The organism is Burkholderia ubonensis subsp. mesacidophila, assembly GCF_002097715.1.
GTDB lineage: Bacteria > Pseudomonadota > Gammaproteobacteria > Burkholderiales > Burkholderiaceae > Burkholderia > Burkholderia mesacidophila.
The window spans coordinates 1,978,881-2,005,595 of sequence record NZ_CP020738.1 but is presented as its reverse complement, the minus strand read 5'-3'; the positions used below and the strand labels follow the sequence as shown (position 1 = coordinate 2,005,595).

Here is a 26,715-nt window from a genome sequence, read left to right as displayed (position 1 = left end):
CCGCTCTCCCGCCTCTTCTCCGGCATGGTGAACGCGTCGTCGTGGTTCCCGGCCGTGTTCCGTTACCCACCTGACGCGAGCGCAGCCGACGCCTTCCCACCTACTTTCCCCAAGCCAATTCAATGGACATGCTCGAAAACATGCGCCTGTTCGTGCGCGTTGTCGAAGCCGGCAGTTTCACCGCGGTCGCGAAGGAGATCGACGCGACCACTGCGCAGGTGTCGCGCGCCGTCTCGAACCTCGAGGCGCACGTGCAGACGCGCCTCCTGCATCGCACGACGCGTCACCTCGGCCTCACCGAGAGCGGCCAGCGCTATTTCGAGCGGGCGAAATCGATCCTCGCGGAAATCGACTATGCGAACGCGGAGGCGCGCAACGCGCTGCTGCGGCCGACCGGCAAGATGCGGATCCACGCGATGACGGGGCTCGGGCAGAGCCACGTCGTGTCGTCGATCGTCCGCTACCAGGAGGACAACCCGGACGTGTCGGTCGAGCTGACGCTCGCGCAGCGGATGCCGAACCTGGTCGAGGAGGGCTACGACGTGTCGATCGTCACCGCGTCGCAGCTGCCGGATTCGGGCTATGTCGCGCAAACCTGCGGCACGAGCTGCAGCGTGCTCGTCGCGTCGCGCGAATACCTCGCGCGGCACGGCACGCCGCAGACGCCGGAAGACCTGCCGAAGCACACTTGCCTGCGGCTCGACACGCCGGCGTCGCCGGCCAGCGAATGGCGGCTCGAGCACAAGGACGGCGACGAGCAGGTGTTCGAACTGCCGCCCGCGCCGTTCCAGGTCAACGTGCCGGACGCGCTGTGCGTCGCCGTGCGTGCCGGGCGCGGGATCGCGTGCGTCGCGTTGTATACGGTGCTCGACGATATCCGCGAAGGGCGGCTGATCCGCGTGCTGCCGGAATACCGGTTGCAGACGCTGAGCGTCTACGCGGTGTACGCGACGCGCCGCTATCTCGACGCGAAGATCCGCACCTTCCTCGAACACCTGCGCACGACGCTTACGCCCGCGCTGGAAGACGATTTGCGCGAGCTGGACCGGCTGACCGTCGAGCACGCGACGGACGGCCTCAAGCGCGCGTGACGCGAATCCGCTCGAAGCGCCCGGCCAGCGCCGTGTACGCGGCGATGCCGACCAGCCCGTGCGCGGCGACGAACCACAGCGCGCCGGAGAACGAGCCGGTGCGCGCGACGAAATAGCCGATCACGAGCGGCGTGACGATCCCGGCAATGTTGCCGAGGCCGTTGAACACGCCGCCGCTCAGCCCGACCATACCCTCCGGCGCGGTATCGGCGAGCACCGCCCAGCCGACCGCGGCGAGCCCCTTGCCGAAGAACGCGAGCGTCATCAGCGCGATCACGACCGCGTTCGACGACGCGCCGTTCGCGAACACGAGCAGCGTCGCCATCGCCATCCCGGCGACGAACGGCGTCTTGCGCGCGCGAGACGGATGCATGCCGCGCCGGATCAGCCAGTCGGACAGCACGCCGCCGAGCACGCCGCCGGAAAATCCGCAGATCGCCGGCAGCGCGGCGACCCAGCCGGCTTCCATGATCGTCATCCCGCGCCCCTTGATCAGGTAGATCGGAAACCACGTGATGAAGAAGTAGGTGAGCGCGGTGATGCAGTACTGGCCGACGTAGATCGCCCACAGGTTGCGATGCCGGAACAGTTGCGCGACGTCGCGCAGCGACAGGCGCGGGCGCTGGCGGATACGGTTCGCCTCGAGGTCGACGAGCGCGCCGTGCTCGCGCAGGTAGTCGAGCTCCCGCGCGCCGACGCGCGGATGGCTGTGCGGCTCGCGATAGCACGCGAACCACAGCGCGCCCAGCGCGATGCCGAGCATCCCCATCCACAGGAACACGTGCTCCCAGCCGAGCGCATGCGTGAGCCACGCCATGCACGGCGTGAAGATCACGACGGCCATGTACTGCGCGGAATTGAACAGCGCCGACGCGGTGCCGCGCTCGCCGGTCGGGAACCAGCACGCGACGATTCGCGAGTTGGCCGGGAACGCCGGCGATTCGACGAGGCCGAGCATGAAGCGCATCGCGAACAGCGCGAGCGTCGCGGCCGCGCCGGACACGCCGAGCCAGCAGACCGTGCCCTGCAGCATCGTGAAGACCGACCAGAGCAGCAGGCTCAGGCCGTACACGCGCCGCGCGCCGAAGCGGTCGAGCAGCCAGCCGCCGGGAATCTGGCCGATCGCGTACGCCCACGCGAACGCCGAGAACACGACGCCGAGCTGCACCGGGGTGAGGCCGAGGTCGCGCGCGACGCCGGTGCCGGCGATCGACATCGTCGCGCGGTCCGCGTAGTTGACGACCGTGACGGCGAAGATCAGCGCGAGGATCGCGTAGCGCGCGCGGCCGATCGCGTGCGATGCGGCGGGGGACGCGGCGAGGGCCGCGTCGGGGGATCGATTGGGCATGCGTGTCTCCGTGCCCTCGTCGCGCGAGGGCGTGTTGTCGTGTCGGGGCGGCCCTGCGCGGCCGCGCAGGCGGTCAGGTCGTCACGCTGGTCGGCGGACGCTGCCCGGCGAAGCACGCGGCGAGATTGGCGAGCACGATGCGGCCCATCTCGCGGCGGGTTTCGTGCGTCGCGCTCGCACGGTGCGGCTGCACCACGACGCGCTCCAGTTCCAGCAATTCGGCCGGCACGTGCGGCTCGTTCGCGAACACGTCGAGCCCCGCGCCGGCGATCGTGCCGCTCGCGAGCGCGCGCACCAGCGCCGCTTCGTCGACCAGCTTGCCGCGTGCGACGTTGATCAGGAATCCTTGCGGGCCGAGCGCGGCGAGCACGTCGGCGGTGACGAGCACGGTGCCGTGGTCCGCCGACGCGGCGACCACGAGCACGTCGCTGTCGCGCGCGAGCGTGACCGGATCGGCGACGTAGCGGCAGCCGCAGCCCGGATGCTCGCGCGGGCCGCAATAGCTGACCGGCATCCGGAACGCCCGCGCGCGCTCGGCGATCGCGCGCCCGACGCGGCCGAGCCCGACGATGCCGAGCCGCTTGCCCGTCACCTGCGTCGCGAGCGGCTGCGCAACCGTGCCCCAGCGGCGCGCGCGCACGATCCGGTCGCCCGCGCCGAGATCGCGCAGCGTCATCAGGATCAGGCCCATCGCCATGTCGGCGACGTCGTCGGTCAGCACGTCCGGCGTCGTCGTCACGTGGATGCCGCGCGAGCGCGCGCATTCGAGGTCGACCGCGTCGGTGCCGATGCCGTTGATCGCGACGATTTCCAGTGCCGGGAGCCGATCCATCCACGCGCGCGACAGGCCGTTCGCGCCGCCTGTGACGACGCCGCGGATGCGCGGCGCGACGCGATCGATCAGCGCGTCGCGGTCCGCCGCTTCGTACAGCCGGTGCACCGCATAGCGGGCGGTCAGCTCGGCGTCGATGTCGGCGGGAAGCGGTTGGGTGAGGAGGAGGTCGATGGTCATGACGGGCTCGGTCAGGCGGTGGGGCAGCAAGTGCAACCGAGTATAGAAATCGCATCGATGTTGGTCTAACATCAAAAGCCTATCGATCAATCCAGATTTTGAATGATTGAATTGCACCAGCTCCGCTGCTTCGTCGCGGTCGCCGAGGAGCTGCATTTCGGTCGCGCGGCGAAACGGCTGTTCATGACGCAGCCGCCGCTCAGCCGGCAGATCCAGCTGCTCGAGCACGCGCTCGGCATCTCGCTGCTCGAGCGCAACAGCCGGCAGGTGAGCCTGACCGCCGCCGGCGAGCGCTTCCTGCGCGACGCGCAGCACATCCTCGAGTTTTCCGCGCGGGCGGAGCAGGCCGCGCAGCGCGTCGCGCGCGGCGAGGCGGGGCGCATCACGCTCGGGTTCACCGCGGTCAGCGCGTACCGGATGATCCCGATGCTGCTCGCGCACGCCGCGCATGCGCTGCCGGACGTCGACGTCGAATTGCGCGAGATGGTGTCGACGGTGCAGATCGACGCGCTCGTGTCGCGGATGCTCGACGCGGGGTTCGTGCGGCAGCGCGCGGCCCGCCAGCCGCTCGAATACCGGCTGGCGCTGCGCGAGCCGCTGCTCGTCGCGGTCGCGGAAGGCTCGGCGCTCGCCGCGCGGGAATGGATCGGCCCCGACGATCTCGACCGGCAGCCGTTCATCGCGTATTCGCCGAACGAGGGCAAGTACTTCTACGACGTGATCTCGGGCATGTTCGCGAACGCCGGGCGGCTGCCGAACTACCTGCACTACGTCGGGCAGACGCACACGATACTCGGCCTCGTGCGCGCGGGGCTCGGCGCGGCGCTGGTGCCGGCGTCGGCGCGCGCGCTGCACGTCGGCGGCGTCGTGTTCCGGCCGCTCGCGAACGTCGACGTGGCGGCCGAGCTGTATCTCGCGTGGCGCACGGACAACGACAACCCCGCGCTGCCGCGCTTCAACGCGATGGTCGATACGTTTCTCGCAGAGAGTGCGGAAGGCGGGACGGTGTGACGCGGCGGGGTTGCGTGGCACACTTCGGTTCGGAGCATTTCGAACCACCGAAGACGGAACCAGACGATGCTGATCGACGCCATCCGGAATTTCTGCGCCCGCTTGAAGCGGGAGATCGCGGCGGCCGCGACGCCGCCGCAAAGCGACGCGCCGCCGGCGGCACCGAAACCGCGACCAGCCGGCAAGAAGAAGCTGACCCGGCATCAGAAAGCGAAGGCCGATCTCGCACGGCGCCAGATGGCGAAGGGCGTCGTCGTGCCGCCACGGCGCGACCACGCGCGCGAGGGTTTCGACTTGATGCGCGCGCAGATCGACATGAAGCATGCGCGCCGGGAAAACCATGATCTGGACTGGGTCGGCGATATCGTCGACGCCGTCGTCGACAAACCGGCGAGCGGTGCGTCGTCCGCTATCCGTTCCAACCGGCCGGACTGACGCGAAGCGACGGACCGTCATGCAGGCGTGAGGCCGGCGCGTGTCGCCGCCGACATAAGAACAACGAGGGCGCAGATTGATCTGGGTGCTTTACCTGATTCCCGCCGCGATCGCGGCGTCGATGGTGGTGTCGCGCTACGGCACGCTGGCCGGCGGCGCGACGGCGGTCGGGGTGCTGATCGCACAGACCGTCATCCTGTCGAGGTTGGCGAAACGCGACGCGCACGGCTGGCTGGCGGCGTCGGGCGCCGACGTGTGCGACGGCCGCGCCGGCGATCCGGGCGGGCTCGTCTACGTGCATGACGCCGGCGGCCGCCTGCTACGCGTGATCCGCCGCGACGACGCAGGCGCGCTGGTGCGCACCTTCGACGCACAGGGCAGGCCGGGCGCGCTTTATCTGGCGTCGTCCGGGCAGCCTCCGACCCTGCCGCACCGGTTGCCGTTGATCGACGGCGCCCATGACGCGATCGATCGCGAACGGCGCACGCTGGTGCTCGACGGCCCGAACTGGAAGATTCCGCCGGTCGATTCCGAGTTTTACGCGTGGCGTTTCCTGCTGTTGCCGGGCGACGAGTCGGCCGGCGGCATCATTGCGTTCCGGGGGGACGAGATGCAGCTGCTCGCGGCCGGCAAGAGCGGCCGGAACGGCGCGATTCGCCTGACCGCGGCGCAGAAGCGCAGGATCTGGGAAGCCGCGCGCGACCGGCCGGGGCGTGTGATCTGGAACTACGCGCCGGGACAGGATCTCGTCGTGGTCGCGGCGATGCCGGACGCGGTGTGGCGGCAGTGTGCGGGGACGTCCGACCGGACGCCGGACGCATGCGGGAACGCGGGCGCCGCCGCACGCAACCCATGACGTGTGCGGGACGCGGCCTTCAGCGTCCTCGCCTGACCGGACAGGCGGCTTTCAGTTGAACGGCCTGATCGCGCGCGCCGCGCAACGGCAGGCGAAGGTGATCGCCTTCGACGTCGATCCGAAGCTCCCGGTCGTCGTCGAACAGGCGATAGAACCGCGCGCGGTCCGTGATTTCCGCGACGGCGTACATGTCGAGATCGGACAGCGCAAGCGCGCCGCGGCTTGAAACGCGTGCGCTGTTCGACGCAAACGTGACGCGCACGCGCTGGCCGTCATGTCGATCGGCGCCGCTCACCAGCACCGAGGCCCGAAGCCGCCCGGCTTTGCAGATCACGTAGAGCGCGTTGCCGTCGGTGTCCATGTCGCCGTAATACAGCAACGGATTGTCGAAATGCTAGGCTCCGATGTCATCGTCCGGCGCGCTGGCCGGCTGCGCGTGCCCCACGGGCAGGTGCAGCGCCAGCAGGATGCCGATCAGCCGGACGGGAAGTTTTTGCATCCTGCTTGTCCTGATGAGCACGGGCATCATCCGATGCGTCAGTGCGTGACCGACAGGAACAGATAGGCGGCGAACAGCGACAGGTGCACGACGCCGTGCAGCACGGTCGTGCGCCCGGCGCTGAGCGTCAGCGTGCTGACGAGCAGCGTCAGCGACAGCAGCACGGTTTCCATCGCACCGATGCCGAGCGTGAGCGGCTGGCCGATCCAGATGAACACCGCGGCGACCGTCGGAATCGTGAGCCCGATGCTCGCGAGCGCCGAGCCGAGCGCGAGGTTCATGCTGGTCTGCAGGCGATTCGCGCGCGCCGCGCTGGTGGCCGCGAGCCCTTCGGGCAGCAGCACGAGCGCGGCGATCACGATGCCGACCGCGGCTTCCGGCAGGCCGAGCTGCAGCACCGCGTGCTCGACGGCCGGCGACAGCAGCTTCGCGAGCAGCACCACCGCGACGAGGCTGACGAACAGGAACAGCAGGCTGACCAGCGCGGTGCGGCTGCTCGGCGGCGCCGCGTGGACGGATTCGTTCGCGCTGTCGTGGTCGGCGAGGAAGTAGTCGCGGTGGCGCACGGTCTGCACGAACACGAACACGCCGTACAGCACCAGCGACGACACGCCCGCGAACGCGAGCTGCGACCGCGAAAACAGCGGGCCCGGCGCGGCGCTCAGGTAGTTCGGCATCACGAGCGACAGCACCGACAGCGACGCGAGCACCGCGAGCGCCTTGCTCGCGCCGCGCCCCTGGAAGTCCTGCTCGCCGTGCTTCCATGCGCCGACGAGCAGGCACAGGCCGACGATGCCGTTGCAGATGATCATCACCGCGGCGAACACGGTATCGCGCGCGAGGCCGGATTTCTCGGGGCCGGCACCGAGCATCACCGACACGATCAGCGCGACTTCGATGACGGTCACGGCGACGGCGAGCACGAGCGTGCCGAACGGTTCGCCGACGCGGTGCGCGACGACCTCGGCATGGTGGACGGCGGCAAATACCGAGCCGGCAAGCGCCGCCGCGAACAGTGCGATGACGAGACCTTCGGCCGGCACGACGCGCGACAGCGCGAGCACCAGCCAGGCGGCAAGCGGGGCCCAGATGGTCCAGCGCGGGAGCGGGTTGGACGATTTCGGCATGGAGGGTTTTCCTTATTCGAGTGGCGGCGCGCAACGCGCCGTCACGGGTTGGACGAAGCCCGGCCGGACAACCGCCGAACGAGAGCGATGGAACTGAAGGACGGCGGCGCGGAAAAGCGCCGCCCGGGTTCGCCGCTGCAAGGCGGCAGGTAGCGCGGGCGGGCCGAGCCCGTCGCGCCGAACCGGTTCGATGCGACTGGCCGCTGGAAGCAGGGCTGGATCGCCGCCCGGCAACGCCGGCGGCTCGGTTCCGGCCCCGAATGGGCGGCCGGCGATGCGCGGCAATGGCGGCGTGGCACGCGGTTTCTCCCTGAAATCCTGCGGGTTGCGGGATTTTATCAGGCGGATGCGGGCTGCTCTCCGAAAATCGAACCCTTACGTTGACCTTTCGATTTGAAAAAAGTGCCGAGAATTTTTCATTTTTTGTCTTTGCCGATTCGGTAATGGTCTTTTACGTGACGAATCCGGGCTCGCCCTGACATAAATCTACCGACCGGTCGGTTTATAATCGCCAACATTCTCATTTCCTGACGGATCGCAAGCGATGGCTGTTTCCTCTGCACAATCGGTGAACTCGGGCGCGCTGGCGCCGGCGGCGGTCGTCGGCGTGATCGGCGCGGGCGCGATGGGCGCGGGCATCGCGCAGGTCGCGGCGGCGGCCGGCCATCCGGTGCTGATGTACGACCTGAACGAAGCGGCCTGCGACAAGGCGCTCGCCGGGATTCGCGCTCAGTTCGCGCGTCTCGCGGAGAAGGGCCGGCTCGATCCGGCCCAGGCGGAAGCCGCGGCGAACCGTGTGAGCGCGGTGCGCGCGCTGGCCGACTTCGCGCCCGCCGCGCTGGTCGTCGAGGCGGCGGCCGAGCGGCTCGACGTGAAGCGCGAGATCTTCGCGACGCTCGAGCGTCATGTCGACGACGCGTGCCTGCTCGCGACCAACACGTCGTCGATCTCGATCACGGCGATCGCGGCCGGCCTGCGCGCGCCGCAGCGGGTCGCCGGCCTGCATTTCTTCAACCCCGCGCCGCTGATGGCGCTCGTCGAGGTGGTCAGCGGGCTCGCGACCGCGCCCGAGGTCGCGCAGGTGCTGTACGACACCGCCGCCGCGTGGGGCAAGCGGCCGGTGCTGACGAAGTCGACGCCCGGCTTCATCGTCAACCGCGTCGCGCGGCCGTACTACGCGGAGGCGCTGCGCGTGCTGAACGAGCAGGGCGGCGCGCCCGCGTCGATCGACGCGGTGATGCGCGAAGCGGGCGGGTTCCGGATGGGGCCGTTCGAGCTGATGGACCTGATCGGCCACGACGTGAACTTCGCGGTGACCGAATCGGTGTTCCGCGCTTACTTCAACGATCCGCGCTTCACGCCGTCGCTGATCCAGCAGGAATTGGTCAACGCAGGCTTCCTCGGCCGCAAGTCGGGCCGCGGGTTCTATTCGTATGCGGACGGCGCGACGCCGCCGGCGCCGGACGTCGAGCCGCCGCGCGACGCGCCCGCGGCCGTCACGCTGTTCGCGCAGGACGGCCCGGCCGATGCGCTGCGCGCGCGCATCGCCGAGCGCGTGGCCGGCGCGCGGCACGCGCACGCCCATCCCGACGACCTGCTCGCGACGGCCGGCCGCGCATCGGTCGCGCTGACCGACGGCCGCACCGCGACCGAACGCGCCGCGCAGACGGGCGTGGCCGACCTCGTGCTCGTCGACCTCGCGCGCGACTACGCACAGGCCGGGCTTGTCGCGCTGACCCGCGCGCTCCAGTGCAGCGACGCAGCCTATGCGGACGCGGTCGGCCTGTTCCAGCAGGCGGGCTTTCGCGTCGTCGGCCTAGCCGACGTGCCGGGCATGATCGTGATGCGCACCGTCGCGATGCTCGCGAACGAAGCGGCCGACACGGTGAACCAGGGCGTGTGCTCGCCCGCCGATCTCGATCTCGCGATGGAAAAGGGCGTCAACTATCCGTGCGGCCCGCTTGCGTGGGCCGACGCGATCGGCATCGCACGCGTGCATCGCGTGCTGTCGCATCTGGCCGCGAGCTACGGCGAGGACCGCTATCGCGTGTCGCCGCGCATCGCCGCGCTGCGCGCGGCCGGCCGTGCGTTCCGGTCCTGACCGCCGCTTTCCCCCCGATCACGATAACGACATCACTCCACTGGAGGAGCACCCCGATGACTGCCCCGACGCACCCGATGGCCGCGCTCGACCCGATCGAGACCGCGAGCCGCGACGAACTCCAGGCGCTGCAGCTGCAGCGGCTCAAGTGGTCGCTGCGCCACGCGTACGACAACGTCCCGCACTACCGCCGCTCGTTCGACGCGGCGGGCGTGCATCCGGACGACCTGACGACGCTCGCCGATCTCGCGAAATTCCCGTTCACGACGAAAACCGATTTCCGCGACAACTACCCGTGCGGGCTGTTCGCGGTGCCGCGTCAGCAGGTGGTGCGGGTGCACGCATCGAGCGGCACGACCGGCAAGCCGACCGTGGTCGGCTACACGGCGCGCGACATCGACACCTGGGCGAACGTGATCGCGCGCTCGATCCGCGCGGCGGGCGGCCGCCCCGGCGACACGCTGCACAACGCGTTCGGCTACGGGCTGTTCACGGGCGGCCTCGGCATCCATTACGGTGCGGAGCGGCTCGGCTGCATGGTCGTGCCGATGTCGGGCGGGCAGACCGAGAAGCAGGTGCAGCTGATCCGCGATTTCGAGCCGAGGATCATCCTCGTCACGCCGTCGTACATGCTGAACCTGATCGACGAGATGGTGCGGCAGGGCATGGACCCGGCCGCGTCGTCGCTGAAGATCGGCATCTTCGGCGCGGAGCCGTGGACGCAGGCGCTGCGCGAGGAAGTGCAGACGCGCGCGGGCATCGACGCGCTCGACATCTACGGGCTGTCCGAAGTGATGGGCCCGGGCGTCGCGTGCGAATGCATCGAGACCAAGGACGGCCCGGTGGTCTGGGAAGACCATTTCTATCCCGAGATCATCGACCCGGTGACGGGCGAGGTGCTGCCGGACGGCAGCGAGGGCGAGCTCGTGTTCACGTCGCTCACGAAGGAAGCGATGCCGGTGATCCGCTACCGCACCCGCGACCTGACCGCGCTTTTGCCGCCGACCGCGCGCACGATGCGCCGCCTCGCGAAGATCACCGGCCGTTCGGACGACATGATGATCATCCGCGGCGTGAACGTGTTCCCGAGCCAGATCGAGGAGCTGGTCGTCGCGCAACCGAAGCTGTCCGGCCAGTACCAGCTGACGATCTCGCGAGACGGCCACATGGACCGGCTCGATCTCGCGGTCGAGCTGCGCTCGGAAGCGGGCGCCAGCGTGCCGGAAGGCGAGCGCGCCGCGATCGCGCGCGAACTGCAGCACCGGATCAAGACGATGGTCGGCGTGTCCGCGGGCGTCACGGTGCTGCCGGCGGGCGGCATTCCGACGACCGCGACCGGCAAGGCCAAGCGCGTGATCGACCGGCGGCATGCCGCCTGACCCCATTGCCTGACTGACTAACCGAGCGACTAACCGAGGAAACCTGATCGATGGATGGATTGAAGACCCTGGCCGTCAGCGTCGATGCGCGCGGCATCGCGACCGTCGCGCTCACGCGCGGCGACGTGCTCAACGCGTTCGACGAGACGATGATCGCCGAGCTGACCGACACCTTCACCACGCTCGGCGCGCGCGACGACGTGCGCGCGATCGTGCTGCGCTCGGACGGCCGCGCGTTCTGCGCGGGCGCCGACCTGCAGTGGATGCAGCGCGCAAGCGCGAACGACGCGGCGGCGAACCTGCGCGACGCGGAGCGCTTCGCGGCGATGATGCGCGCGATCCGGCAGTGCCCGAAACCGACCGTCGCGCGCGTGCAGGGGCACGCGTTCGGCGGCGGTGTCGGCCTGTGCGCCGCGTGCGACATCGTGATCGCGAGCGACCAGGCGCGCTTCGCGGTCAGCGAGGCGCGCTTCGGCATCCTGCCGGCCGTGATCGGCCCGTATCTCGTCGAGGCGGTCGGCCAGCGCCAGGCGCGCCGGCTCGCGCTGACCGCGACGCAGTTGAGCGCAGGCGAGGCGGTCGAAATCGGGCTGATCCACCAGGTCGTGCCGCTCGATGCGCTCGACGACGCACTGGCCAGGACCCTCGCGGAGCTGAGCCGCAACGGCCCGCATGCGCTGATGGAGATCAAGCGCTTCTTCGACGCGATCGGCGAATATCCGCCGTCCGACGAACGCGCGGCTTTCACCGCGCAGACGATCTCGCGCGTGCGCGCGACGGACGAAGCGAAGGAAGGCTTCGCGGCGTTCTTCGCGAAGCGGGCGCCGGCGTGGGAGGCGGGCGGCGCGTAAGTGCAGGAACGGACACCCGGCGCGGCGGCTTGCCGACGCTCATCCGCCGCGCCGCAAACGGAGACGGTTGCTCTACAATGCGTGACCCCCGGCGCGCCGCCGAATCCGACCTGACCGATTCCCCGTCCGATGATCGTCAACCGCCTTATCTCCGAGATCCTGTTCGGCTTCACCGGCCTGATGGGCATCATCAACCCGATCGGCATCGCCTTCCTGTTTCTCGAACGTACCGAGTCGCTGACCGAGCAGGAGCGCGACATGCTCGCGAAGAAGGTCGCGTTCAATTCGTTCGTCGTGCTGCTCGTCGCGTTCTTCGCCGGCACGCCGGTGCTGCATTTCTTCGGGATCTCGATGGAAGCGCTGCGCATCGGCGGCGGCTTCGCGGTGGCGGTGGCGGGGTGGCGGATGCTGAACGAGCCCGACGTGCCGGGCGGCGGCGATACGCCGGTCAAGCCGATCGACGTGTCCACCGTGATGAAGCGCGCGTTCTTCCCGCTCACCGTGCCGCTGACCACCGGCCCCGGCTCGATCGCCACCGCGATCGCGCTCAACGCGAACCGGACGCACAAGCTGTCGGAGTTCGCGCTGTCGAGCCTCGTGTCGATCGCGGTGTCCGCGCTCGTCGCGCTGGTGATCTGGCAGACCTACAGCCGCTCCGCGTTCCTCGCGCGCTACCTCGGCACCGAAGGCACCAAGGTCGCGATGCGCGTGTCGGCGTTCCTGCTGCTTTGCATCGGCGTGCAGATCATGCTGACCGGCTTTTCCGAGTTCCTGCAGCCGATCGCCGACCAGGTCAAGTAAGCGCGCGCGGCGCTTAATGCGCGGCGGCCAGCATCGGATACGTGAACAGCCCGAAGTGGACGACGTTCAGCCCCGCGTGCGCGAGCGCGGCGGCGAACAGGCCGCCCCGGCGGTACGCGATGCCGTAGCCGACGCCGGCCACCGTGCCGAGCACGATCCATTGCCAGCCGGCCGCCGCATGGGCCGCGCCGAACAGTGCGGCGCCCGCGGCCAGCGCAACCCACGGTCCCCACGAGAACGCGCCGAGCGCGCGGGTCAGGCCGCCTTGCAGGTAGCCGCGGAACAGCGCTTCTTCGGCGAGCGTCACGAGCAGCACGTTGTTCGCGAGCCAGAGCCAGCCGGCCGTCGGCCATTTGGGCGCCCAGCCGACCATGCCGAGCGCGGTCGCGCCGGCGAGGCACGCCGCGGACGTCGCGAGCGCGACGACGACGCCCACCCGCAGCGCGCGCGCCGGCGACACGGCCGGATGCACCCACGGCAGCACCCACAGCAGCCACAGGCCGGCGAGCGGCTTGTCGAGATTCAGGTACATCGTGAACGGCACCGCGTCCGGCGTGAACCGGGTCGGCGCGATCACGCGCGGATTATGGAAGCCGGGCAGCAGGTGCAGGCTCAGCGCGATCGCGAGTGCGAGGAAGACGGCATGCGCGGCGAAGCGCAGCGCGGCCGGACGTGCGGGCGCGACGCCCCATGCGGCCAGCGCGAGCAATGCCAGCGGCGCCAGTGCGAGCGGCGCGAGCTGGCCGAGCGCGAGCGCGCCGGCGTAGCCGGCGACGCCGAGCATCAGGCTGGGGATGCGCAGCGGGCGGCACCAGGCGAGCGCCGCGGCGGCGAAGATGGCGATCCAGGTTGCGGTGAACGGGACAGTCGATATGGACATGAGTGGCGGCATTCCTCCGATGAAATGCCGCGCATCATACAGGACTGCGTATTGGGCCCGCAGAAGCGCGCCCGGAGAGGCGCGTCTACACAAGGGCACCCGTAACGGGTGCGCCGGCCGTCAACGGCCGGCGGGTTCGGTGATGCCTTCGCGGGTCGGGATGTCGACGCTGTTGCGCGTGCGCATGCGCCGCCGGTACCAGAACGTCCACATCAGCAGGCCGCCGAAGATCGAATAGCCGGCGATCGGCGACACGACCAGCACGCGCTCGACCGGCCAGTTCACGACCATCCAGCAGCGCAGCAGCATCTCGAAGCTGAGCCCGGCGCCCCACGCGAAGGTCATCAGGCGCAGCGTCTGCCGCAGCAGCGGCTGCTCGTCCCAGACCGCCTCGAAGCGCGCGGCGCCGCCCGCCATCTGGCGGGCCACGGTGGCGCGCGTGAGATAGAAGATCAGCGGTCGCTCGCGCACGAGCGACAGCAGGAAGATGATGCCGATCGCCCCCGACGCGAACGATTCGCGCATCAGCAGCGCGCGCGGGCTGCCGCCGAGCGCCATCGCGACGATCGACAGCGCGATGCCGAACAGCACGACGGCGCTTACCGCGTCGACGCGGCGCGCGCGCGCGAATTCGACGACCGACCAGACGACGGGCGGGATGGCCGACGCATAAAGCGCGCCGGTTTCGCCGAAACGGGGATGGGTAAAGTGGTAAGCGACCCACGGCAACAACAGGTTGACGACGAGTTCGAGGGCCAGGCCGGCGCGCGCTTTCACGGTGGGATTCCAGATGATGGGTTCGGATGCCCGAACCGGATGGAATCCAGTATATCGAGATTCACCCGCCGCCTGCAGGTCGGGCGGAACCGGATAGGGCGGTTCCTCCCTGCGCGCGCCGCGTCGCGATCGTCAGCCGGCGGCAGGCTGCACGATGATCTTCACGTTGCGGTCCTTGTTGTTGACCAGTTCCTCGAGAAGCCCGACCGCGCCCGCCTCGGCCTGCCGCGACCAGCGCGGGATGGGCGTACCCGGGGCGAACCCGGGGCGAACCCGGCCGCCCGGGCGTGACCTTCGCCGGGCGGCCGCCGCGCACGCGTTACCCCAAGTCCTTCCGGTACTGAATGAAGCCCGCGTTGTTCGCGAGCCGGTCGTACAGCGCGCGCGCCGTCGTATTGGTCTCGCGCGTGAGCCAGTACACGCGGCTCGCACCGGCTTCGCGCGCCCGTGCGTACACGGCCTCGATCAGCGCGCCGCCCGCGCCGCGCCCACGCGCGTCGGCGGCCGTGTACAGGTCCTGCAGATAGCAGTACGGCCCCTCGGTCCAGCACGAGCGATGGAACAGCGCGTGCACGATGCCGACCAGCACGCCCGCGTCGTCGAACGCGCCGAGCACGAACATCGGTTCGGCGGGATCCATCAGGCGCGCCCAGGTCGTCGCGAACACGGCGTCGCTCAGCGCGGTGCCGTAGAACTGCTGGTATGCGCGCCACAGCGGCCGCCATGCGGCTTCGTCGGCGGCCGCGAGCGGCCGGATCGCGATGCGCGTCGCGCCGTCCGCGCGGCTGGCGGCGTCGCGCGCGTTCGCCTGCGCGTGACGGATCGCGGCGAGCGACGCGCGCTGGTTTCCTTGTTCGTCGAAGTTGGCGGGCGACAGCCACGCGTCGAACGCCGCCGCGAGCGCGGGCCATTCGCCGTCGACGATCGAGTACCACGCGGTGTCACGGTTGCGGCCCTTGTAGACGAGCGCCTGCCGGAACGTGCCTTCGTAGCGGAAGCCGAGCCGTTCGGCCGCCTTGCGGGACGGCGCGTTCAGGCTGTCGCATTTCCATTCGTAGCGCCGGTAGCCGAGCGTGTCGAACACGTGCCGCATCAGCAGGTACTGCGCCTCGGTCGAAATCGGCGTCCGCTGCAGGGCCGGCGAGAACGTGACCGAGCCGACCTCGATCACGCCGTTGGCCGGGTCGATGCGCATCAGCGCGAGCGTGCCGACCGCGCGGCCGCTCGCGACGTCGATCACCGCGAAATGCATCGGGTCGGTGCTCTCGGCGGCGGTGCGCGCATATGCGCGATAGCTCGCTTCGTCTGTGTATGGCCCGTGCGCCAGGTAGGTCCAGTTGCGGCCGTCGGGGGCCGATGCGTACGCGGCGTACAGATCCGCCGCGTGACGGTCGGCGTCGAGCGGCTCGATGCGGCAATGACGCCCGTGGAGCGTGACGGGCTGCGGGCGGGGGCGGGCGGACCAGTCGGGGAGCGGCTGCCCGACGGACTGTTGGTAGGCGTTGGTCGTAGACAAGGTCGATCTCGCTTCGTGGATACGGCCGGCGACTTACCGGCCTGAAGACGATCGTAGTGCTGGCGAGGTACCATGAAAAGCGCCAGCGTCTCGCAAATTTATGGTGCCACGTATTTCATGACCCTCGCCTCGCCTTCCGACGACGTTCTTCCGCAGCTCGATGCGCCGCTGTCGCGCGCGCCGGGCGCCCCTTCGCTGCAGCGGCAACTGCTGCGCCGCCTGCGCGACGCGATCCTCGGCGGCGCGATGCCGGCCGGCGCGCGGCTGCCCGGCACGCGCGCGCTGGCCGACACGCTCGGCATCTCGCGCAACACCGTGACGGCCGTCTACGAGCAGCTCGTCGCCGAAGGCTTCCTGCAATCGGATCGCCGCGGCACGCGCGTCGTCGGGCTGGCGCGCCGGACCGAGCCGCGTCGGCGCACGGCGCCGCCGGCCGTCGCGCAGCGGCTCGGCCGCATCCGTCCGAGCCGCGTCGGTGACGGCGGCGAATTCGACGGCTTCCGTCCGGGCGTGCCCGCGCTGTCGCAATTTCCGGTCGATGCGTGGCGGCACGCGATGGACCGCGCGCTGCGCCGCACGGGGCGCGAGCTGCTCGGCTACGGCGATCCGCTCGGCGAGCCCATGCTGCGCGAATCGATCGCGCGGCATCTGGCGGTGACGCGGGGCGTGCGCTGCGATCCCGAGCAGATCGTGATGACCGAAGGCGCGCAAGGCGCGATCGCGCTGTGCGTGCAGCTGCTGACCAACCCCGGCGACACCGTGTGGGTCGAGGAGCCCGGCTACCGCGGCGCGCGCACCGCGATGCAGGCGGGCGACCTCGACGTGGTGCCGATGCCGGTCGACGCGGAAGGCTTGTGCGCGGATGCCGATGACTGGCGCGACCGGACGCCGCGCCTCGTCTACACGACGCCGTCGAACCAGTTTCCGACCGGCGCGGTGCTGTCGATCTCGCGCCGGCTCGCGCTGCTCGACGCCGCGCGCCGGCATCGCGCGTGGCTCATCGAGGACGACTACGACAGCGAATTCCGCCACACCGGCGAGCCGATCGGCGCGATGCAGGGGCTCGCGCCGGATTCGCCCGTCCTGTATGTCGGCTCGTTCAGCAAGACGATGTTTCCGGCGCTGCGCATCGGCTTCCTGGTGCTGCCGGAAGCGCTGCTGCCCGCGGTGCGGGCCGTGCTGCCGGAGCTGCTGCGCGGCGGCGCGCGCCACGTGCAGCTCGCGCTGGCCGACTTCATCGAGAGCGGCGAATACGGCCGGCACCTCGGTCGCATGCGCCGGTTGTACCGCGATCGCCGCCTCGCGCTGCTGGCCGCGCTCGACAGCGCGCTGGGCGTCCCGCATCGCGTCGAGGGCGGGCCATGCGGCCTGCACCTGACGCTGCGCCTGCCGACGCGCTACCCGGATCGCGCGCTCGTCGACGCCGCGCGTGCGCACGGCATCGTGCCGTATCCGCTGTCGGGCTTCTCGATGCGCGCGGAGACCGCGCACAACGGGCTCGTGCTCGGCTTCGGCAACACGTCGGCGGATGCATTCGAGCCGCTGCTGCGCACGGTGTCCGTGCTGGCGAAACGAATCGGCGGTCGCTGATCCGGCCGTCGCCAGCGGGATGGGCGGACCGTCGGAGTTATGCGGATTGACGAAGCCGCCGGTTTGACCGGAACGAATGCTGCCGCTGTTTCGCGGCCGATGCGTGGCCTGTTCGAGCCGTCGTCGATTCGTATGCTCTGGCGTGCGGCGTGGACTATAAATGGAGTCGTGTACTGGTGCTTGCCGGCCGCCTGCGCGTTTCGCGCATCGCGCGGCGCGGCGACTGCCCGGGGGAGGTGCACCGTGGTCCGCCTGACGCTTGTCCGCGCCGTGCTTCGCGCCGCGCTGCTCGGGAGCGTGTTTGCCGGCTGCCTGGGTCTGCAGCCGGCGGCCGACGCGGCGAGCCCCGCGTCGGCCGCGGCGAAGGAACGGCGCGTGGCGCCGCCCGCCGCGTCGCCCGTCGATCTTCCCGCGATCGTCGAACGCTACGGCCCGGCCGTCGTGTACATCAGCACGGCCTCGGCGGAGCCGCAAGGGCCGGCGCCTGCCGCGCCGGGTGTCGCGGCGCTCGATCCCGACGATCCGCTCTCCGCGTTCTTCCGGCGCGACGTGCCGCAGCCGCCGACGACGCCGGAGACCGCGCCGCGCATGCTGTCCGGCAGCGGCTCGGGGTTCATCGTCAGTGCCGACGGCATGATCCTCACGTCCGCGCACGTCGTCGACCAGGCGACCGACGTGACGGTGCGGCTGACCGACCACCGCGAGTTCAAGGCGAGGGTCCTGACCGTCGACGCGCAGAGCGACGTCGCGGTGCTGCGAATCGACGCGACGAAGCTGCCGGTGGTCCGGCTCGGCGATTCGTCGAAGGTGCGCGTCGGCGAGACGGTGATCACGGTCGGCTCACCGGACGGCGCGGGGAACACGGTCACCGCCGGCATCATCAGCGCGACCGCGCGCATGCTGCCGGACGGCGGCGCGTTCCCGTTCTTCCAGACCGACATCGCGGTCAATCCCGACAACTCGGGCGGGCCGGTGTTCAATCGCGCCGGTGAGGTGATCGGGATCGCGGTGCAGGTCTATACGGGCGGCGACCGCTATTCGAGCCTGACCTTCGCGATTCCGATCGGCCTGGCGGCCAGGGTGCGCGCGCAACTGCAGACGCAGATGCAGGCGCAACGCAACCCGTCGGGCAATGCGCTCGGCGTCGACGTGCAGGACGTCGGCGCGGGGCTGGCGGCCGCGTTCGGCCTGCCGCGGCCGGCAGGCGCGCTCGTCAACGCGGTCGAGCCCGGGTCGCCGGCCGCCGCGGTCGGCGTGAAGCCCGGCGACGTGATCGTGCAGCTCGGCGACCGGCCGATCGGCCACTCGGCCGAACTGAGCGACTATGCGGCCGCGCTGCCGCCCGGCGCGAAGACGCCGCTCCGGCTGATCCGCAACCGCAAGCCGATCACGCTGACGGTGACGGCCGGCGGGGGCGGCTCGGTGGTGGGCGGGGGCGCCGACATGGGCGGCGCTGCACGACCGGCCGAAGGCGGCGGCGATCGTCTCGGCCTGACGATGCACCCGCTGTCCGAGGAGGAACGCCGGGCGACGGGGCTCGCGGTCGGGATGATGGTGGACGACGCGCGCGGCCCGGCCGCCGCTGCCGGCATCCAGCCGGGCGACGTCGTGCTGGAGCTCAACGACACGCTGCTCGAAACGCCGGACGACGTCGCTGCGCTCGAAGCGAAGGGCGGGAAGGTGATCGCGGTGCTGATCCAGCGCAACAACACGCGCAAGTTCGTATCGGTGCGAACGCGGTAGGGGGCTGCGGTGGATGCGTCGTCGCGAGCCGGACCGTTTCAGGATGGCCGTTGCGCGGTCGACGGCGGGTTTGCCCACGCCTGCAAGCCTGACGCGATCGTAGCGAACGAAGGCCGGCTCTCGACGTTTTCACTCAAGCAGGCTGCCGTGAGCGCTTCGAGTTCGCGACCGGCGGGCAGCTTGCCGGCGTCGCAGCGCTCGATCAGTTCCTCGAGCAGGCAACCGAAAGCGCGGACTTCGAGCCGCTGCAGCGCGGCGCCGAGTGCCGCGTCGTCGGCATCGTAAAAGGACGCCGCGCCGAAATCGCCCAGTAGCGCCTGCCCCGCGCCGCGATGCAGGATGTTGTGCGCGTACAGGTCGCCATGCAGGATGCCTCGCTCGTGCAGATGTCGGGCCGCCGAAGCGATGCCGTGCGCGATACGCAATGCCGACGCGGGATCGAATCGCGCGTCGTCCGCATAGACGTCGCGTGTGCAGGACGCGAGGCTTGGCGGCGCGGCGAGATTCACGAATGCGGGATCGATCAGTTCCATGATGAGACCGTGGGCCTTCGCCGGATGGCCGTTCACCCTGCCGATTACCGGGATCAGGTTCGGATGCTGCCCGGCTTGGATGCAGGCCGCCATCTCGCAGTCCGGCAGACCGTCGCTCGTCACCGCGCCCTTGAACAGCTTGACGGCGACGTGCTGCGATGGGTCGGTTGCAGCGGGGCGGCGTCGCGCCCGATGGATGACGCCCGATGCGCCTTCGCCGAGCTTTTGCTCCAGCGCCAGTGTTTCCCACGGAACCTCGGGGAGGCTCGAATCGGCTGCCGCCGTCGCTTCCAGTGCCGCGCCGAGCGGGTTGCCGGCATAGGCGAGCCAGGCCAGCCGCGGCAAACGCAGCAGCCAGGCGGGCAACGCGCTCAACTGATTCGCGGACAGGCGCACGAGCTCGAGCCGCGAGCACGCGGACAGGGATTCGGGCAGCGTGCGCAGGCGGTTGCCTGCGAGCATCAGTTTCTGCAGATGGGAACAGTGGCCGATTTCCGCCGGCAGCGCATCGACTTCGTTGTCGGTCAGGATCAGCCAGCGAAGCAGGGGCGGAAGCGATTTGCCGGAGACCGTGCGGATGCGGTTCGCCTTGAAGCCGATCATGCTCAGCTGCGGGCACGCGCCGAGCACTTCGGGCAGTTCGGTGAAACGGTTGTCGGACGCGAAGAGGATGCGCAGTTTGCCCAGGCGCGGCAGGTCGTCCGGCAGCGTCGACAGCGCGTTGCCGGTCAGGTCGAGCGTTTCCAGCGTGTCGGCCAGATCGAAGATTTCGCGGGGGAATTCGGTCAGGCCGCAGGCGAGCTTGAGGTGGCGGGCGCCGGAGAGCTGGCCGGCGCGCAGTTGGTCGAGAGTGGTGGTCACGCGGTTCGAGGTGCAATTCGGTTGGCGGGAATTGTACGGGGAACGGCGTCGGGTCCGGCGTCACCCAAAAAAATGGCGCCGCAGGCATTCAGCCTGCGGCGCCATTGCGTGGCGCTACGACGAGCACAGCCCGCCGTAGCCCGACAGCACGCTTACATCTGCACGGTGTCGGCCACTTCCTTGAAGTCTTCGATCTGGTCGAAGTTCATGTACTTGTAGATCTTGTCGCCGTTGGCGTTGAGCACGCCCATGTCGGCCATGTACTCGTCCTTGGTCGGGATCTTGCCCAGGCGCGAGCAGATCGCCGCCAGTTCCGCCGAGCCGAGGTACACGTTCGTGTTCTTGCCGAGGCGGTTCGGGAAGTTGCGGGTCGACGTCGACATGACGGTCGCGCCTTCGCGCACCTGCGCCTGGTTACCCATGCACAGCGAGCAGCCCGGCATTTCGGTGCGGGCGCCGGCCGTGCCGAACACGCCGTAGTGGCCTTCCTCGGTCAGCTGCTTCTGATCCATCTTGGTCGGCGGGGCGACCCACAGCTTGACCGGGATGTCGCGCTTGCCTTCCAGCAGCTTCGACGCGGCACGGAAGTGGCCGATGTTGGTCATGCACGAACCGATGAACACTTCGTCGATCTTGGCGCCGGCCACGTCGGACAGCGTCTTCACGTCGTCCGGATCGTTCGGGCAGGCCACGATCGGCTCGTGGATGTCGGCCAGGTCGATCTCGATGACGGCTGCGTACTCGGCGTCGGCATCCGGCGACAGCAGTTGCGGGTCGGCCAGCCACTGCTCCATCGCCGCGATGCGGCGCTGCAGGCTGCGCGGGTCCTGGTAGCCCTGGGCGATCATCCACTTCAGCAGCGTGACGTTGCTGTTGAGGTATTCGATGATCGGTTCCTTGTTCAGGTGGACCGTGCAACCGGCGGCCGAGCGCTCGGCGGACGCATCCGACAGCTCGAACGCTTGCTCGACCTTCAGGTCGGGCAGGCCTTCGATTTCGAGAATGCGGCCGGAGAAGATGTTCTTCTTGCCTTGCTTGGCCACCGTCAGCATGCCTTGCTTGATCGCGTACAGCGGAATCGCGTTGACCAGGTCACGCAGGGTCACGCCCGGCTGCATCTTGCCCTTGAAGCGGACCAGCACCGATTCCGGCATGTCCAGCGGCATCGTGCCGGTGGCGGCTGCAAAGGCGACCAGGCCCGAACCGGCCGGGAAGCTGATGCCGATCGGGAAGCGCGTGTGCGAGTCGCCGCCGGTGCCCACAGTGTCGGGCAGCAGCATGCGGTTCAGCCACGAGTGGATCACGCCGTCGCCCGGGCGCAGCGCGATGCCGCCACGGGTGCTGATGAAGTTCGGCAGGGTCTGGTGCGTCTTCACGTCCACCGGCTTCGGATAAGCGGCGGTGTGGCAGAACGACTGCATCACGAGGTCGGCCGAGAAGCCCAGGCACGCCAGGTCCTTCAGTTCGTCGCGGGTCATCGGGCCCGTGGTGTCCTGCGAGCCGACCGAGGTCATCTTCGGTTCGCAGTACGTGCCCGGGCGGATGCCCTGGCCGTCCGGCAAACCGCACGCGCGGCCGACCATCTTCTGGGCCAGCGAGAAACCCTTGCCGCTGTCGGCCGGCTGATGCGGCAGGCGGAACAGCGTCGACGGCGCGAGGCCCAGCGCTTCACGCGCCTTCGCGGTCAGCCCGCGGCCGATGATCAGCGGAATGCGGCCGCCGGCGCGCACTTCGTCGAACAGCACGTCGGACTTGACCTGGAACTCGGCGATCACTTCGCCGTTCTTCAGGGCCTTGCCGTCGTACGGGCGCAGTTCGACCACGTCGCCCATTTCCATCTGCGACACGTCGAGTTCGATCGGCAGGGCGCCTGCGTCTTCCATCGTGTTGTAGAAGATCGGGGCGATCTTGCCGCCCAGGCACACGCCGCCGAAGCGCTTGTTCGGGACGAACGGGATGTCTTCACCCGTGAACCACAGCACCGAGTTGGTGGCCGACTTGCGCGAGGAGCCGGTGCCGACCACGTCGCCCACGTACGCGACCAGGTGGCCCTTTTCCTTCAGCGACTCGATGAACTTGACCGGGCCGCGCTTGCCGTCCTCTTCCGGGGTGATGCCGGGACGCGCGTTCTTCAGCATCGCCAGCGCGTGCATCGGGATGTCCGGGCGGGTGGTGGCGTCCGGCGCCGGCGACAGGTCGTCGGTGTTGGTTTCTCCCGTCACCTTGAAGACGGTGATGGTCAGGCTTTGCGGCACTTCCGGACGGCTGGTGAACCATTCGGCGTCGGCCCAGCTTTGCAGCACGGCCTTGGCGTGCGCGTTGCCCTTGTCGGCCAGTTCCTTGACGTCGTGGAACTGGTCGAACATCAGCAGGGTTTTCTTCAGCGCGTCGGCGGCCACGGCGCCCACTTCGGCGTCGGACAGCAGCTCGATCAGCGGCTGGATGTTGTAGCCGCCCAGCATCGTGCCGAGCAGTTCGGTGGCGCGAGCGCGCGAGATCAGCGGACAGGCGGTCTCGCCCTTGGCCACGGCGGCCAGGAAGCCGGCCTTCACGCGGGCGGCCTCGTCCACGCCGGCAGGCACGCGGTGGGTGATCAGGTCGAGCAGGGTCTGCTCTTCGCCGGCGGGCGGATTCGCCAGCAGCTCGACCAGTTCGGCGGTCTGCTGAGCCGTCAGCGGCAGGGGGGGAATACCGAGCGCGGCGCGGGCGGCCACGTGAGCACGAAAGTTTTCAAGCATAGGGGACCTGCTGATATGGCGTTTCAGGGGAAGGCTTTTCAGGCGCTCCGAGGCTGTTCCTGTTTCGGGCACTGCTTTGATCGCGATTCTAATCGCAATATGCCGAAGCGTCAAATATCTTATATCTTATATAAGAGTTGCGGAAATAAAATGCGTGCGAGATCCGGCGGTTGACGTGAGAGCCTTGTCGCACAAGGTGTTCCGGGCAATGCCGACGACAGTCGGCAGGCGCGGGGACGGTCTGCGGCACGCTATTCGACCGGGATTTTTGGGTCGGCCTGTGACGTGACGCAGATTATTTCGGGTCTGGATTCCGCTATGTAAAAAAGGGGCGTGAGCCGTTCGGGGGCGCCCTTTTGGCGCGCAGGCGTTGATTGCCGGCGCGATACGCGTGCGTCACGCGTCGATTGCAGCGCCGCCGCCGGTCGCACCGTCGATGGCGGCCAGGAGGTCGTCGGTCCGAACCATCAACTCGCGGACTTGCCGCAGCGTAGGGTATTGATGCAGCACGGCGCGCCATTGCGGTTGTTCCAGAAGCGCATGCCATATCGCGCCGAGGCCGTGCGGGTCCGCATCCGCGCGTTGCACCCCCGCACTCGCATAGTCGAGGCTGGCCTGCGCCGAGAGCAACTGCATCCGGCTCGCGGCGCCCAATAGACGGGGCGTCGCGTCCGCAGGCGCATCGCAGCAGTAGAGCACTTGTCGTTGCAAGGTCGCGTCGTCGGTCGCCAGCGCGCAGAGCGACGCGCCGTGCAGGCGCACCGCGCCTTGGCGCGTCTCGAACGAATAAATCGTGTTCCTGTCGCCTTGGGCGAGCAGGCTCACGCCGCGCAGCAACCTCGGCAAATCGGTGGTTGCGGCCTCCGTGGAGGCCTTCGCTTCCACGAGGAAGCGAACATGCCAGGCGGGCGCGGGCTCGTCGCCTCGCGCGCGTTCGAGCAGGACCGCGTCCCACTCGGTTTTCGCGCGGTCGTGCCGGCCGGGTATCGATGCCGGCACGCGCATGGAGGTGACCACGCGGTACATGCGCTGCTCATCCGCGGCATTGAGCCGCCCGGCCAGTGCTTCGAGCGCCTGCGCGGCCGATGCTTCGACAGCCGCGCCCCGTTGGTGCGAAACGGCGCCCTGCGCCGCGGCGAGCGAGCTGCCCGAGTGCGGGCCATTGCGTCCCCAGAGCGCCTGGTACTGGCATACGCGCTCATCCGATGCCAGTGCGTCGAGATTGCGCAAGCGTTCGAGCGCGGGGCTGCCTGTCAATTTGGCGATGTCGCACTCGAAAGCGGCGTCGGTCGCCATCTCCGGCAGGACAAGGAGGCGCTGCAACGTGGCGTGAAGCTTGTCCCACGAGGCGGACGACGCAGCCTCATGCAACTGGGCGAGCGCGTCGCGCCGCCACGCTTGCGCGTGACGTTCGCGTTTGGCCGGATGGGCGATCGCGTTGACGGCCGAGCGCAGCGTCCGGCGGTCCTGCTCGGCGCGCGCGGACAACGATGCGTATTCGCGCACGCTCGCCGCGTTGTGCCGAAGCACCACGGCCTGAAACGCGGGATCGCCGGATTGAGGGTCCATCGCATCGCGGATCATGTGTGAGAGTGCGTCGATGAAGCGGCATCGCAGTTCCTCTCCGGGAGACTGGCCGCCGACCAGCGCCTCGCGGGCTTCCTCGATCACGATCGCAAGGGTGGTGGAAGGACTCGCGGCGTCGGACAGGGAAGACGCGCGGACGAGCGGCGGCAGCCGGTAACGGCGATCGACGGTGCGGAGTACTTCGTCGAGCAAGGCAGGCAACGGTGTCGGCGACATGGAGCGTATCGGAGTGAAGGCGTTTCGTGCACTCAAGCCGCGTGAGACAGCGACGAGTGCCTTGTGATCGGTGCGAGGCGCAACGTTATCACGCAGGTCCAGACGTGGAGGATCGCAGCGCTGCTTCGGCGATTCGATTGCCGTCGATCTTGATGGAGAGACTGAAAGTCCGCCATTGACTGCGTGACGCCCGAGCGCTTACGGAATCGAAGCCCGTTCGACACGATCTTGTGACGGCACCGGGTTTGCGCTGCGCATCGCCTCGTGAATGCACACCCTGTTGCGTCCCGAACGCTTTGCCTCGTAAAGCGCGGTGTCCGCTCTTCTGCTCAGGTGGTCCAGGGTCTCGCCCGATCGCCAAGCGGCCAGGCCGCCGCTGATGCTGTAAATGCAGGGGCCGGCAACGGTGGCCACGGGCTGGGCGATGGCGGCGTTGCGCAGCCGCTCTGCGAACCGCCGTGCGTCGTCCAGCCCGGTTGCCGGCAGGAGCACGGCAAATTCCTCGCCGCCGATGCGCCCGAGCACGTCGCCGCGCCTCAGCTGCATTTGCGTCACGCGGACAAATTCACGCAGCACCGTGTCGCCGCCGACATGGCCGAGCGTATCGTTGATGGATTTGAAATGGTCGAGGTCGACGATCAGGAGCGAGATCGGCAAACCCTGCCTGCCCGCTTTGACCAGCAGTGCGCGTGCGACGGCTTCAAAGCCCTTGCGCGAGAGCGCCCCGGTGAGGAAATCGCGATTCGCCGCCTCGCGCGCATCGGCGAGAAGGACGTCGTGCACCATCATCATCGCGGACATCGATAGCGTCGGCATGATTGCCGCGCCGGCGACCAGCAATATCACGCTGCCGGTGGTGGCGAACATCAGCGGGCTCGACACGCCGTTCAACGTCATGAAATAGATCCCTCGTGCGACCTGGCATAGGGCAAAGAGGAAGGCAATTACCGCCGTAACCCAATAGGGATAGGCGGACCGTCCGGATGGGCGGTGGCGGAGAACCAGAAGCGCGACCGCGACGCAAACGGCGGAACTGAACAGCGCTGTGACGAGCACGCGAATGGGAATGCTGTCGACGACGTAACGCCAGTAGACAAGCGCAATGCCAAGCGGCACAAGCGAGACGGTCAGCGCAGGCCAGCGGGCGGGGCGCCCTAAAAAACGCGCGCAGCCGGCGTAGTACGTGACGGCCGACAATGCCATCAGCAGGTTTGCGATAACGACGGACAGGGTGTCCGGAATCCGGCCTCGCATCAGGATAAGCGGCAAGGCGATGACCATCCCGACATTGGCGGCAAACCATTCGAGGACGCCGGGAATCCCCGATCGAAGCAAGGAGCCGAGCAGCACCAGCAGTACCGTGCTCATGAGTGCGGACGTGGCGATGGCAACTGCGGGATCTAGCATAGGAGTGAGATTGCCCGGAAGAAGTCGACGGGCCGGAGTCGAATTCAACTGTTGTGGTGGACCCTCCGCCCGCTGTTGCCGCACGGCGTGTCAGGCAGGTCGTTGGCCGATTCGCCATCATCCGGCAGCGCAGCCGCGATTGTCGACGATCCGAACACCAATGTCGAATGACCGAAGCCGTGCCGAACCCGGCCAGTTGCCGCCCCGATGATTCCCGACCGGCCCGCCCGGTCCACGCGCCGCTTCATTTTTTTAAACCGAGGTCTCACAAAACCTCGTTTGCGTCGCTGCAACCCCATGCCGTTCAATGCATCGATCAGTCGTGTCGACGCCTTTTCCATTCCGACAGACTGCCT

22 protein-coding genes are annotated in these 26,715 nt (G+C 69.0%); 10 read left to right on the top strand and 12 right to left on the bottom strand.

Annotated features, from left to right (window positions below):
• Nucleotides 1-122 precede the first annotated feature (122 nt).
• On the top strand, nucleotides 123-1,091 hold the full coding sequence (locus B7P44_RS26375) for a LysR family transcriptional regulator (protein WP_084908863.1): 969 nt from the start codon (nucleotides 123-125) through the stop codon (nucleotides 1,089-1,091).
• On the opposite strand, the gene B7P44_RS26370 is transcribed toward B7P44_RS26375, so the two are convergent.
• Both B7P44_RS26370 and B7P44_RS26365 read right to left on the bottom strand, forming a co-directional pair.
• Nucleotides 1,078-2,439, bottom strand: a complete 1,362-nt coding sequence (locus B7P44_RS26370; protein WP_084908862.1) for an MFS transporter — start codon at nucleotides 2,437-2,439, stop codon at nucleotides 1,078-1,080. The genes B7P44_RS26375 and B7P44_RS26370 overlap by 14 nt on opposite strands.
• A gap of 73 nt (nucleotides 2,440-2,512) precedes the next feature.
• Nucleotides 2,513-3,451 (bottom strand): 2-hydroxyacid dehydrogenase, encoded by a 939-nt coding sequence (locus B7P44_RS26365; protein ID WP_084910035.1) that lies wholly within the window; start codon nucleotides 3,449-3,451, stop codon nucleotides 2,513-2,515.
• 102 nt (nucleotides 3,452-3,553) lie between these two features.
• On the opposite strand from B7P44_RS26365, the gene B7P44_RS26360 reads away from it, so the two are divergent.
• The 3 genes from B7P44_RS26360 to B7P44_RS26350 all read left to right on the top strand — a co-directional run bounded on the left by B7P44_RS26360 (nucleotide 3,554) and on the right by B7P44_RS26350 (nucleotide 5,753).
• Entirely contained in the window at nucleotides 3,554-4,462 is a 909-nt protein-coding gene (locus B7P44_RS26360; protein WP_084908861.1) for a LysR family transcriptional regulator, read from the top strand.
• 66 nt (nucleotides 4,463-4,528) lie between these two features.
• A complete protein-coding gene (locus tag B7P44_RS26355; RefSeq protein WP_084908860.1) occupies nucleotides 4,529-4,897 on the top strand; it encodes a hypothetical protein in 369 nt (122 codons plus the stop codon).
• Nucleotides 4,898-4,982: 85 nt separating this feature from the next.
• Nucleotides 4,983-5,753, top strand: a complete 771-nt coding sequence (locus B7P44_RS26350) for a hypothetical protein (protein WP_231716846.1) — start codon at nucleotides 4,983-4,985, stop codon at nucleotides 5,751-5,753.
• A 19-nt stretch (nucleotides 5,754-5,772) separates the two neighbouring features.
• Here B7P44_RS26350 and B7P44_RS26345 read toward each other — a convergent pair whose 3' ends face one another.
• Nucleotides 5,773-6,114 carry a hypothetical protein gene (locus B7P44_RS26345; protein WP_231716707.1) on the bottom strand — a complete coding sequence of 114 codons (342 nt, stop codon included), beginning with the start codon at nucleotides 6,112-6,114 and terminating at the stop codon, nucleotides 5,773-5,775.
• Nucleotides 6,115-6,290: 176 nt separating this feature from the next.
• Nucleotides 6,291-7,379 (bottom strand): calcium:cation antiporter, encoded by a 1,089-nt coding sequence (locus tag B7P44_RS26340; RefSeq protein ID WP_084908858.1) that lies wholly within the window; start codon nucleotides 7,377-7,379, stop codon nucleotides 6,291-6,293.
• A gap of 544 nt (nucleotides 7,380-7,923) precedes the next feature.
• Between B7P44_RS26340 and B7P44_RS26335 the strand changes: the two genes are divergently transcribed.
• The 4 genes from B7P44_RS26335 (at nucleotide 7,924) to B7P44_RS26320 (ending at nucleotide 12,511) form a co-directional block, all read left to right on the top strand.
• Nucleotides 7,924-9,480, top strand: coding sequence for a 3-hydroxyacyl-CoA dehydrogenase (locus B7P44_RS26335; RefSeq protein ID WP_084908857.1), 1,557 nt, complete (start codon nucleotides 7,924-7,926; stop codon nucleotides 9,478-9,480).
• Between the two features lie 56 nt (nucleotides 9,481-9,536).
• Nucleotides 9,537-10,859, top strand: a complete 1,323-nt coding sequence (paaK, locus tag B7P44_RS26330; RefSeq protein WP_084908856.1) for a phenylacetate--CoA ligase PaaK — start codon at nucleotides 9,537-9,539, stop codon at nucleotides 10,857-10,859.
• 50 nt (nucleotides 10,860-10,909) lie between these two features.
• Entirely contained in the window at nucleotides 10,910-11,710 is an 801-nt protein-coding gene (locus B7P44_RS26325) for an enoyl-CoA hydratase-related protein (RefSeq protein WP_084908855.1), read from the top strand.
• A gap of 129 nt (nucleotides 11,711-11,839) precedes the next feature.
• On the top strand, nucleotides 11,840-12,511 hold the full coding sequence (locus B7P44_RS26320; protein WP_084908854.1) for a MarC family protein: 672 nt from the start codon (nucleotides 11,840-11,842) through the stop codon (nucleotides 12,509-12,511).
• A 13-nt stretch (nucleotides 12,512-12,524) separates the two neighbouring features.
• On the opposite strand, the gene B7P44_RS26315 is transcribed toward B7P44_RS26320, so the two are convergent.
• The 3 genes from B7P44_RS26315 to B7P44_RS26305 form a co-directional block, all read right to left on the bottom strand.
• Nucleotides 12,525-13,391, bottom strand: coding sequence for a CPBP family intramembrane glutamic endopeptidase (locus B7P44_RS26315; RefSeq protein WP_084908853.1), 867 nt, complete (start codon nucleotides 13,389-13,391; stop codon nucleotides 12,525-12,527).
• 120 nt (nucleotides 13,392-13,511) lie between these two features.
• Nucleotides 13,512-14,168 carry a VC0807 family protein gene (locus tag B7P44_RS26310; RefSeq protein ID WP_084908852.1) on the bottom strand — a complete coding sequence of 219 codons (657 nt, stop codon included), beginning with the start codon at nucleotides 14,166-14,168 and terminating at the stop codon, nucleotides 13,512-13,514.
• 319 nt (nucleotides 14,169-14,487) lie between these two features.
• Nucleotides 14,488-15,684: a GNAT family N-acetyltransferase gene (locus B7P44_RS26305; protein ID WP_084908851.1), complete on the bottom strand. Its 1,197-nt coding sequence runs from the start codon at nucleotides 15,682-15,684 to the stop codon at nucleotides 14,488-14,490.
• A gap of 117 nt (nucleotides 15,685-15,801) precedes the next feature.
• On the opposite strand from B7P44_RS26305, the gene pdxR reads away from it, so the two are divergent.
• Nucleotides 15,802-17,274 carry a MocR-like pyridoxine biosynthesis transcription factor PdxR gene (pdxR, locus tag B7P44_RS26300; protein WP_084908850.1) on the top strand — a complete coding sequence of 491 codons (1,473 nt, stop codon included), beginning with the start codon at nucleotides 15,802-15,804 and terminating at the stop codon, nucleotides 17,272-17,274.
• A gap of 243 nt (nucleotides 17,275-17,517) precedes the next feature.
• The gene (locus tag B7P44_RS26295) at nucleotides 17,518-19,017 is read left to right on the top strand and encodes a trypsin-like peptidase domain-containing protein (RefSeq protein WP_084908849.1); all 1,500 of its coding nucleotides are present in this window, start codon (nucleotides 17,518-17,520) and stop codon (nucleotides 19,015-19,017) included.
• A gap of 38 nt (nucleotides 19,018-19,055) precedes the next feature.
• On the opposite strand, the gene B7P44_RS26290 is transcribed toward B7P44_RS26295, so the two are convergent.
• From B7P44_RS26290 to B7P44_RS36720, 5 genes are all read right to left on the bottom strand, one after another.
• Nucleotides 19,056-20,411, bottom strand: a complete 1,356-nt coding sequence (locus B7P44_RS26290) for a leucine-rich repeat-containing protein kinase family protein (RefSeq protein WP_084908848.1) — start codon at nucleotides 20,409-20,411, stop codon at nucleotides 19,056-19,058.
• Between the two features lie 152 nt (nucleotides 20,412-20,563).
• On the bottom strand, nucleotides 20,564-23,149 hold the full coding sequence (acnB, locus tag B7P44_RS26285; RefSeq protein WP_084908847.1) for a bifunctional aconitate hydratase 2/2-methylisocitrate dehydratase: 2,586 nt from the start codon (nucleotides 23,147-23,149) through the stop codon (nucleotides 20,564-20,566).
• 396 nt (nucleotides 23,150-23,545) lie between these two features.
• Nucleotides 23,546-24,952, bottom strand: a complete 1,407-nt coding sequence (locus tag B7P44_RS26280) for a 3-deoxy-D-arabino-heptulosonate 7-phosphate synthase (protein ID WP_084908846.1) — start codon at nucleotides 24,950-24,952, stop codon at nucleotides 23,546-23,548.
• Between the two features lie 198 nt (nucleotides 24,953-25,150).
• A complete protein-coding gene (locus B7P44_RS26275; RefSeq protein ID WP_231716706.1) occupies nucleotides 25,151-26,320 on the bottom strand; it encodes a GGDEF domain-containing protein in 1,170 nt (389 codons plus the stop codon).
• An 83-nt stretch (nucleotides 26,321-26,403) separates the two neighbouring features.
• Complete coding sequence (locus B7P44_RS36720) at nucleotides 26,404-26,700, bottom strand: hypothetical protein (protein ID WP_133117916.1); 297 nt, start codon at nucleotides 26,698-26,700, stop codon at nucleotides 26,404-26,406.
• Nucleotides 26,701-26,715: the final 15 nt, after the last annotated feature.